The organism is Streptomyces sp. KR55 (assembly GCF_052245645.1).
Lineage (GTDB): Bacteria > Actinomycetota > Actinomycetes > Streptomycetales > Streptomycetaceae > Streptomyces > Streptomyces flavusporus.
On record NZ_JBQQCE010000434.1, the window covers coordinates 1 to 8,280 of the forward strand.

The window sequence follows — 8,280 nt, forward strand, 5'->3', positions numbered from 1 at the left end:
ACGGCTCGATGAACTCCCACTCCTCATCGGTGAGTTGCGCACGTGTCACACCAGAGTCTTACCGGACCACGACCTCATCCAGGACCCAAAACCCGAAACTGATCACAACCGAAGACAGGCCCTAGCAAGGTGCCGATCGCGTCCGTGCTGTGCAGGTCGTCGTCTTCCATCTGGACCGCCTTGTCCACACCCATCGACAGCCCTTGCATAGCGCGTCCTTCGCGTCCTTCAGACGCGAGCCCGTGCCGGCACGGAGGGAAGCCGACAATCACCCATGGCACTTGCTACCTCATCCGCATATTGAGTCTCATTCAGAGGTCGTGCAGTCGGTCACACGACGAACTGTCGGTTCAGCGTAGGACGGTAACGCGCAGGGGAGCTCGGAAGGACAGCAGGCCCAGCATCGGAGGTTCGTTCTCTCCCCCGTCCAGCCGTATTCTGGGCAAGAGACTGGCCGCAATGCGCAGGGCCACCGCCGCTTCGGTACGTGCAAGGGACGCACCCGGGCAGCGATGACGGCCGACGCCGAACGCGAGGTGGTGACGGATGTTCTGCCGGTGCGGGCGTATCCGCGCCGGGTCGGGGAAGACGTCGGGATCGGACCCGCTCCCCAGCAGCATCAGCAGCAGCTGCGCGCCCTCGGGGAGACTCACCCCGCCCAATTCGGTGGCGCGGGCGGTGGTGCGGCGCCAAGTGGTGACCGGTGGTTCACGGCGCAACACCTCCTCCACCCATGCCTCGGCCAAACCTGTCTGCCCCGGCAGGTGCTGCCAGAGACCTGGTTCGATGAGCGCTCGCCTCAGCACGGTGGCGATGAGCTGCCCAGTGGTGGATTGTCCGGCGATGAACACGAAGAAGCACGCGGCCACCGCTGTCGCTGTGTCCAGTGGCTCTCCGTCGGGCAGGCGATGGGAGGCCAGGGCACCGATGAACGAGCTCGGCGGGGCGGCGCCGCCGCGCACGGTGTCGGTCAGCCAGTGATGGAACTCGCCGACGAGATCTGCCAGTTCCCGTTGTCGGTCAGGGGCGGTCCTGCCCCAGAACAGTTCCAGCGCTGCATCGCTCCAGCGGATCAGCGTGGCGGGAGCAACTCCGCGGATACCCAGGAGCTCCATCAGCACCCGGCAGGGCAGCACCTGTGCGAACGAGCTGAACAGCTCGCAGCGGCCGATGGCGTCGATCTGCGAGCACACCGCGTCGAGCTCCGCCGCGGCGATGCGCTGGATGACCGGTACGGCTGCTGCGACACGTTCAGCGTTGAAGAACCGGGTCACCACGCGGCGTAGTCCGGGGTGACTGGGGCTGCCGTTGTTGGCGAGCGCAGGGGGGAGTGTGAAGCCGGCCCGGGCGAGCATCCGCAGCGCTGCGACCGACAGCGGGGTGACTGCGTCCAGGGCATTGGCGGGCTGGAACACGGTCGGGGCAAGCAGTACCCGGCGCACATCGTCGTACCGGCTGACCAGCCACAAGCCTGTGGCGGGGTCGTAGTGCACTGGAGACTCGGCCCGCAGTCGATCCAGCCAGGGGTACGGGTCACGAACGAAGCCGTCACCGAACAGATCGAGCAGGTCGAGGGGGGCACGGGTGCCGAGCGCCGCCGGGCAGCCCCCTGGGCCGGTCCCGGCGGTTTCTCTGTCGGAGGGGAATGCGGCCGCAACCGGGGAAGTCACGGCCGGAAGCTAACACGCCGACGCGCGGCCCCCGTCTCCCTTGTGTGCGGCATCACTCGATCATCTGTCGCGATCCGGAGGGTCTTGGTTGGCGGCGCTCGACCTCAGGAGTCGGTCGGTCGAACGGCGTAGGCCCTCACTACCCGGTGCCGCCCTCAACAAGGCGTCGCAGTGAGGGGAGTAGGACGTCGAGATCCTGGTCGGTCCGGAACGCGACGACGGTGGTACCACCGCCTGGCTCCGGCACGGAACCGGGTGTCGGGAAGAGAGCGAGTACCTCGCGCATCGCTTCGTCCACCTCGGCGACCGGGTCGGACGACTCACCTCGGAGCCACCGGCGCAGCACGTGGTTGTGCGCGGCGACCACCGCCGCGGCCATGAGCTCGGCCCGCAGAGACGCCGACTCCGTCGCGTCTCCCATCCAGTCCGCGATGAACTCCCGGAACAGCCGCTGATAGCGGGCCACACTGGCGATCTCCCTGTCCCGCAGGGCAGCCACCTTGCTCGTCAGGGCGTAGCGCCGCCTCGCCAGGTCACCCTCGTCCAGGTAATGCAGCAGCACGAGTCGAACCGCGTCCGACACGGCGACCAGGGCGGTGCTGTGGCTCGAGGTCTTCAACCGGTCCCCGATCAACTCCAGGAGACGGTCGTGATCGGGAAAGATGACATCTTCCTTGGACGGGTAGTGCCGGAAGAACGTTGTACGCCCGAGCCCGGCCCGCTCGGCGATGTCATCGACGGTCGTCTGCTCGTATCCGCGTTCGTCGAAGAGGGAGAACGCGGCATCTGCCAGTCGGGCCCGTGCAGGTGGCTTGCTCATGACTGCTCATCTTTCCTGGTCTCACTAGGCAGGGGCCACTCGCCTCCATTACGGTACTGAGTACCGCATCAGAGATATTGAGTACCTCAGAGGGGTGGTATTGCGTGGATTCCGTTGCACAGAGCGAGTCCGGCCTGCCGATCCAGCCGCTCTACGACGGCTGGGCGCTGACGGGTTTCGACGCGGACGCCAAACTGGGCGCTCCCGGCAGCTTCCCGTTCACCCGCGGCGTGTACCAGTCGATGTACACGGGCCGGCCGTGGACGATGCGGCAGTACGCCGGGTTCGGTACGGCCAAGGAGTCCAACGAGCGCTACCACGAGCTGGTGGCCGCCGGGACGGGCGGACTGAGTGTGGCCTTCGACCTGCCGACGCAGATGGGCTACGACTCCGACGAGGCCATCGCTCAGGGCGAGGTTGGCAAGGTGGGTGTGGCGATCGACTCGATCGAGGACATGCGCGCCCTGTTCCAGGGCCTGCCGCTGGACAAGGTGTCGACGTCGATGACCATCAATGCCCCCGCTTCCACGCTACTCCTGCTCTATCAGCTGGTTGCGGCCGAGCAGGGCATCGCAGGCGATCAGTTGACCGGCACGATCCAGAACGATGTGCTCAAGGAGTACATCGCACGCGGCACATACATCTTCCCGCCGAAGCAGTCCCTGCGGCTGATCAGCGACATCTTCGCCTACTGCCGCAAGGAACTGCCCCGGTGGAACACCATCTCGATCTCCGGCTACCACTTGGCCGAGGCCGGGGCCACACCCGCACAGGAGATCGCGTTCACCCTCGCCAACGCCAAGGAGTACGTGCGCACCGCGATCGCCGCCGGCCTTGACGTGGACGACTTCGCCCCCCGCCTGTCGTTCTTCTTCGTCGCCCGGACCACGCTGCTGGAGGAGATCGCAAAGTTCCGCGCGGCCCGCCGCATCTGGGCCCGGATCATGCGCGACGAGTTCGGCGCCAGGAACCCCAAGTCGCAGATGCTGCGCTTCCACACGCAGACTGCCGGCGTGCAGCTGACGGCACAGCAACCCGAGGTCAACCTCGTCCGAGTAGCCCTGCAGGGCCTCGGCGCGGTCCTCGGCGGAACGCAGTCCCTTCACACCAACTCCTACGACGAGGCGATCGCCCTGCCGACGCAGAAGGCAGCGCGGCTCGCTCTGCGCACCCAGCAGGTCATCGCGTACGAGACCGACGTAACGAAGACCGTCGACCCCTTCGCCGGGTCCTACGTCATGGAGTCGATGACCGATGACTTGGAGGCAAGTGTGCTGGAACTGATCCAGACCGTGGAGGACCGTGGCGGAGCGGTGGCGGCGATCGAGCAGGGCTTCCAGAAGTCGGAGATCGAGAAGTCCGCGTACCGGATCGCGCTGGAGATCGACAACCAGAAGCGGACTGTGGTCGGGGTCAACAAATACGTCCTCGACGAGGAAGAACCCTACGAACCACTGCGGGTCGACCCTCAGATCGAGAGCGACCAGTGCGAACGCCTCGCCGCCCTGCGCGAGGAACGCGACAACGACACCGTCGAGCGCGCTCTCGACGCGCTGCGCGCCGCAGCTCAGAGCACTGACAACGTCCTCCCCCCGATGCACGAGGCCCTGCGGCACCGTGCCACGGTCGGTGAGGTCTCCCACGCCCTACGCGACGTCTGGGGCGTGTACGTCCCCTCCGACACGTTCTGACCATGGAACCCCGGGTGGAGCCACCAGTGACAGAGATCGACATCCACACCACCGCGGGCAAGCTCGCGGATCTCCAGCGCCGCATCCAGGAGGCGACGCACGCCGGCTCCGCACGCGCCGTCGAGAAGCAGCACGCCAAGGGCAAGCTGACGGCCCGTGAGCGTATCGACCTGCTGCTCGACGAGGGGTCGTTCGTCGAGCTCGACGAGTTCGCCCGGCACCGCTCCACCAACTTCGGACTGGAGAAGAACCGGCCGTACGGGGACGGGGTCGTCACCGGGTACGGGACCGTCGACGGGCGTCCGGTCGCCGTCTTCTCCCAGGACTTCACCGTGTTCGGCGGTGCGCTGGGCGAGGTCTACGGGCAGAAGATCGTCAAGGTGATGGACTTCGCGCTGAAGACCGGCTGCCCGGTCATCGGCATCAACGACTCCGGTGGCGCCCGCATCCAGGAGGGCGTCGCCTCGCTGGGGGCGTACGGCGAGATCTTCCGCCGCAACACCCACGCCTCCGGGGTGATCCCGCAGATCAGCCTGGTGGTCGGCCCCTGCGCGGGCGGTGCGGTCTACTCGCCGGCGATCACCGACTTCACCGTCATGGTCGACCAGACCTCGCACATGTTCATCACCGGCCCGGACGTCATCAAGACCGTCACCGGCGAGGACGTCGGCTTCGAGGAGCTGGGCGGCGCCCGGACCCACAACTCCGCCTCCGGCGTGGCGCACCACATGGCCGGGGACGAGAAGGACGCCATCGAGTACGTCAAGCAGCTGCTGTCGTACCTGCCGTCCAACAACCTCACCGAACCGCCGGCGTTCCCGGAGGAGGCGGACCTCACCGTCACGGACGAGGACCGCGAGCTGGACACGCTCGTCCCGGACAGCGCGAACCAGCCGTACGACATGCACACGGTGCTCGAACACGTCCTGGACGACGCCGAGTTCTTCGAGACGCAGCCGCTGTTCGCGCCGAACATCGTCACCGGCTTCGGCCGCGTCGAGGGCCGCCCGGTCGGCATCGTCGCCAACCAGCCGATGCAGTTCGCCGGCTGCCTCGACATCAAGGCCAGCGAGAAGGCGGCCCGCTTCGTGCGCACCTGCGACGCCTTCAACGTCCCGGTCATCACCTTCGTCGACGTCCCCGGCTTCCTGCCGGGCGTCGACCAGGAGCACGACGGCATCATTCGCCGCGGCGCCAAGCTGATCTACGCCTACGCCGAGGCGACCGTCCCGCTCATCACGGTCATCACCCGCAAGGCCTTCGGCGGGGCGTACGACGTCATGGGCTCCAAGCACCTGGGCGCCGACCTCAACCTCGCCTGGCCGACCGCCCAGATCGCCGTGATGGGCGCCCAGGGCGCGGTCAACATCCTGCACCGCCGCACCATCGCCGAGGCGGACGACGTCGAGGCCACCCGGGCGCGGCTCATGCAGGAGTACGAGGACACCCTCCTCAACCCGTACATCGCGGCCGAGCGCGGCTACATCGACGCCGTGATCATGCCGTCGGACACGCGGGGTCACATCGTGCGCGGGCTGCGTCAGCTGCGCACGAAGCGGGAATCCCTGCCTCCGAAGAAGCACGGCAACATCCCCCTCTAGGCCTGCTGGGAGCCGAGATGACGATCAAGGTCGTACGGGGCAATCCGACCCCTGAGGAGCTCGCCGCCGCCTTGGCGGTGGTCAGGGCCCGCGCCGCGGCGGCATCCACCACGCCGCCCGGCGCGCCCGGCCCCAGGGACTCCTGGTCGGACCCGTCCCGCATCGCCACCCGCCGCCTGCCCCAGCCGGGCCCGGCAGCATGGGGCCGCACTTACTGGCCGGGGTGAGTGCACTGACCTAAGGGGCGCGGGGCTGTGTCGATATGCGGCTCCTCCCCCACTCTCGGCTTCGCTCGAGCGGGGGGACCCCCACCGTGAGCGCGAGCAACCACAGCGGACCCGCAGACGACTGCGGCCTGCAAGGGCAGTGCAACCCCGGGCGCCAACTTGAGTACGCGTACTCAGGCGCCCCAGCCCGGCCCAGCCACACGCTGGTGACATGCTGTGGTCCGACCCGGAGAACGAGCCGCCCGAGGAACTGCGTGAGACGCAGGAGATGGTGCGGCGACTGGGCGTCCTCGTGGCGCTGGCCATGGTGCTCGTGATGATCGTGATCGGGCTGGGATGAGCCGCCCGGGCGACGCCGTTACGCTGACCGCATGACTGATCAGCCGCGCCGCCGACTCGTCCTCGCCTCCCAGTCCCCCGCCCGGCTCGGGCTGCTGCGCCAGGCCGGACTCGACCCCGAGGTCATCGTGAGCGGCGTCGACGAGGACGCGGTCACCGCGCCGACCCCCGCCGAGCTGGCGCTCGCCCTCGCCGAGGCGAAGGCCTCCGTGGTCGCCGCCAAGCCCGAGGTCAAGGGCGCCCTGGTGATCGGCTGCGACTCGGTGCTCGAACTGGACGGCCAGGCCCTGGGCAAGCCCGCGGACGCCGAGGAGGCCACCGCGCGCTGGAAGGCGATGCGCGGACGAGCGGGGACGCTCCAGACCGGCCACTGCATCTACGACACGCTCAGCGGGCGCTACGCCTCCGGCACCGCCTCCACCGTCGTCCGCTTCGGCGACCCCACCGACGAGGAGATCGCCGCGTACGTCGCCTCCGGCGAGCCCCTCTACGTCGCCGGGGCCTTCACCCTCGACGGCCGCTCGGCCCCGTTCATCGACGGCATCGACGGCGACCACGGCAACGTGATCGGCATCAGCCTGCCGCTGGTCCGCCGGCTGCTGGCCGAACTGGGCGTCGGAATTACGGAGTTGTGGGCGCAGGCGGAGGAGTGACCGGGGAGCCGTCGCCCCCCTTGCCACCCTCGGGCGCGGCGTCGGCCGGCTCCGCCCGGGCGTCGTACGTCATGAGCAGCAGCACGATGAGCCCGAGCACGACCATCATGAACAGGAACGCCGTCCAGCCCACCAGCCCCCACGTGAACGCGCCCAGCAGACCGTGCACCACGGCGGCGCTGATCAGCAGGACCCGGCCGAGCCCGGCGGGGGCGCGGTCGCGCAGGGCGACCAGGAGCGCGACCAGGCCGCACAGGGCGAAGTAGAGACCGAAGACGATCCCGCCGATCTTCGAGGACACGGACATCATGTCCGGGTCGAGCCCCGCCAGGGACATGTCCTGCCGGTCGACCACGACCCCCAGGAACCAGTTCAGTGCCGCTACGCCGAGCGCCTCCACGAAGAGCACGACCGCCACGATCCACGCCACCGGCCTGCGCACCACCGGTCCCCACCCACTTCCCGAGCCGTCGAGCTGTCGAGCGTCATCCGATCAGTACTGCTGTTACCCCAAGTACGTTCGAGCCATCGTGAACGCTACTAACGGGTAAACCCCGGGACAAGGGTTCTGCGGAGAGCAAAGATGCGTTGGGCCATTCGTAGGGACTCAACAAAGAAACGGAGTGGGGCGCAGCACGCTCTCACAGAGACCTTGACCACATCGGAGGGCTAGGGTTTTCCGGAGGAATCCTGCGTACCGCCGTGCCACAAGGGATTTCGCGGGTCGAGCGAGCCTCGAATCACGCTCCGTGTGGGCAAGCTCACCATTGGGGACGGGTCGAAGTGCCGTGTCGGCAGTCCCTAAACTCGGCTTGTTTCAAGGAGGGAGCCTCATCGTGCGCAAGGTGCTCATCGCCAACCGTGGCGAAATCGCTGTCCGCGTTGCCCGGGCCTGCCGGGACGCCGGTATCGCGAGCGTGGCCGTCTACGCCGACCCGGACCGGGACGCTCTGCATGTCCGTGCCGCGGATGAGGCGTTCGCCCTGGGCGGTGACACCCCGGCCACCAGTTACCTCGACATCGAGAAGGTGCTGAAGGCCGCTCGCGAGTCCGGTGCGGACGCCATCCACCCGGGCTACGGCTTTCTCTCCGAGAACGCCGACTTCGCGCAGGCGGTGCTGGATGCGGGCCTGATCTGGATCGGCCCGCCGCCGGCCGCGATCCGGGACCTGGGTGACAAGGTCGCCGCCCGGCACATCGCCCAGCGGGCGGGTGCGCCGCTGGTGGCCGGCACGCCGGACCCGGTGTCCGGCGCCGACGAGGTCGTCGCGTTCGCCGA

Annotated in this window: 9 protein-coding genes; 6 read left to right on the top strand and 3 right to left on the bottom strand. The window is 68.2% G+C overall.

Features of this window, described 5'->3' with window-relative positions; genetic code table 11:
* Positions 1-350: 350 nt before the first annotated feature.
* Together ACTWQJ_RS40670 and ACTWQJ_RS40675 are read right to left on the bottom strand one after the other, a co-directional pair.
* Positions 351-1,670 carry a cytochrome P450 gene (locus ACTWQJ_RS40670; protein ID WP_443311456.1) on the bottom strand — a complete coding sequence of 440 codons (1,320 nt, stop codon included), beginning with the start codon at positions 1,668-1,670 and terminating at the stop codon, positions 351-353.
* 139 nt (positions 1,671-1,809) lie between these two features.
* Complete coding sequence (locus ACTWQJ_RS40675) at positions 1,810-2,490, bottom strand: TetR/AcrR family transcriptional regulator (RefSeq protein ID WP_443311458.1); 681 nt, start codon at positions 2,488-2,490, stop codon at positions 1,810-1,812.
* A 104-nt stretch (positions 2,491-2,594) separates the two neighbouring features.
* On the opposite strand from ACTWQJ_RS40675, the gene ACTWQJ_RS40680 reads away from it, so the two are divergent.
* The 5 genes from ACTWQJ_RS40680 to ACTWQJ_RS40700 all read left to right on the top strand — a co-directional run bounded on the left by ACTWQJ_RS40680 (position 2,595) and on the right by ACTWQJ_RS40700 (position 7,001).
* The gene (locus ACTWQJ_RS40680; protein ID WP_443311459.1) at positions 2,595-4,181 is read left to right on the top strand and encodes an acyl-CoA mutase large subunit family protein; all 1,587 of its coding nucleotides are present in this window, start codon (positions 2,595-2,597) and stop codon (positions 4,179-4,181) included.
* A 2-nt stretch (positions 4,182-4,183) separates the two neighbouring features.
* Entirely contained in the window at positions 4,184-5,782 is a 1,599-nt protein-coding gene (locus ACTWQJ_RS40685) for an acyl-CoA carboxylase subunit beta (RefSeq protein WP_443311460.1), read from the top strand.
* 17 nt (positions 5,783-5,799) lie between these two features.
* Entirely contained in the window at positions 5,800-6,009 is a 210-nt protein-coding gene (locus ACTWQJ_RS40690) for an acyl-CoA carboxylase epsilon subunit (RefSeq protein WP_443311461.1), read from the top strand.
* 211 nt (positions 6,010-6,220) lie between these two features.
* Positions 6,221-6,349 (top strand): morphogenic membrane protein MmpB, encoded by a 129-nt coding sequence (gene mmpB, locus ACTWQJ_RS40695; RefSeq protein ID WP_129802019.1) that lies wholly within the window; start codon positions 6,221-6,223, stop codon positions 6,347-6,349.
* Between the two features lie 31 nt (positions 6,350-6,380).
* The gene (locus tag ACTWQJ_RS40700; RefSeq protein ID WP_443311462.1) at positions 6,381-7,001 is read left to right on the top strand and encodes a Maf family protein; all 621 of its coding nucleotides are present in this window, start codon (positions 6,381-6,383) and stop codon (positions 6,999-7,001) included.
* On the opposite strand, the gene ACTWQJ_RS40705 is transcribed toward ACTWQJ_RS40700, so the two are convergent.
* Positions 6,970-7,431, bottom strand: a complete 462-nt coding sequence (locus ACTWQJ_RS40705) for a hypothetical protein (RefSeq protein WP_443311463.1) — start codon at positions 7,429-7,431, stop codon at positions 6,970-6,972. The two genes, ACTWQJ_RS40700 and ACTWQJ_RS40705, sit on opposite strands and share 32 nt — an antisense overlap.
* Positions 7,432-7,837: 406 nt before the next feature.
* Here ACTWQJ_RS40705 and ACTWQJ_RS40710 point away from each other — a divergent pair.
* Positions 7,838-8,280 (top strand): biotin carboxylase N-terminal domain-containing protein (locus tag ACTWQJ_RS40710; RefSeq protein WP_443311464.1); only part of this gene is annotated, 443 nt, incomplete at its 3' end.

Coding starts and splice junctions, on each gene's coding strand:
- ACTWQJ_RS40675 (WP_443311458.1), bottom strand. CDS start 2,490: ATGAGCAAGCCACCTGCACGGGCCCGACTGGCAGATGCCGCGTTCTCC.
- ACTWQJ_RS40685 (WP_443311460.1), top strand. CDS start 4,184: ATGGAACCCCGGGTGGAGCCACCAGTGACAGAGATCGACATCCACACC.
- ACTWQJ_RS40690 (WP_443311461.1), top strand. CDS start 5,800: ATGACGATCAAGGTCGTACGGGGCAATCCGACCCCTGAGGAGCTCGCC.
- mmpB (WP_129802019.1), top strand. CDS start 6,221: ATGCTGTGGTCCGACCCGGAGAACGAGCCGCCCGAGGAACTGCGTGAG.
- ACTWQJ_RS40700 (WP_443311462.1), top strand. CDS start 6,381: ATGACTGATCAGCCGCGCCGCCGACTCGTCCTCGCCTCCCAGTCCCCC.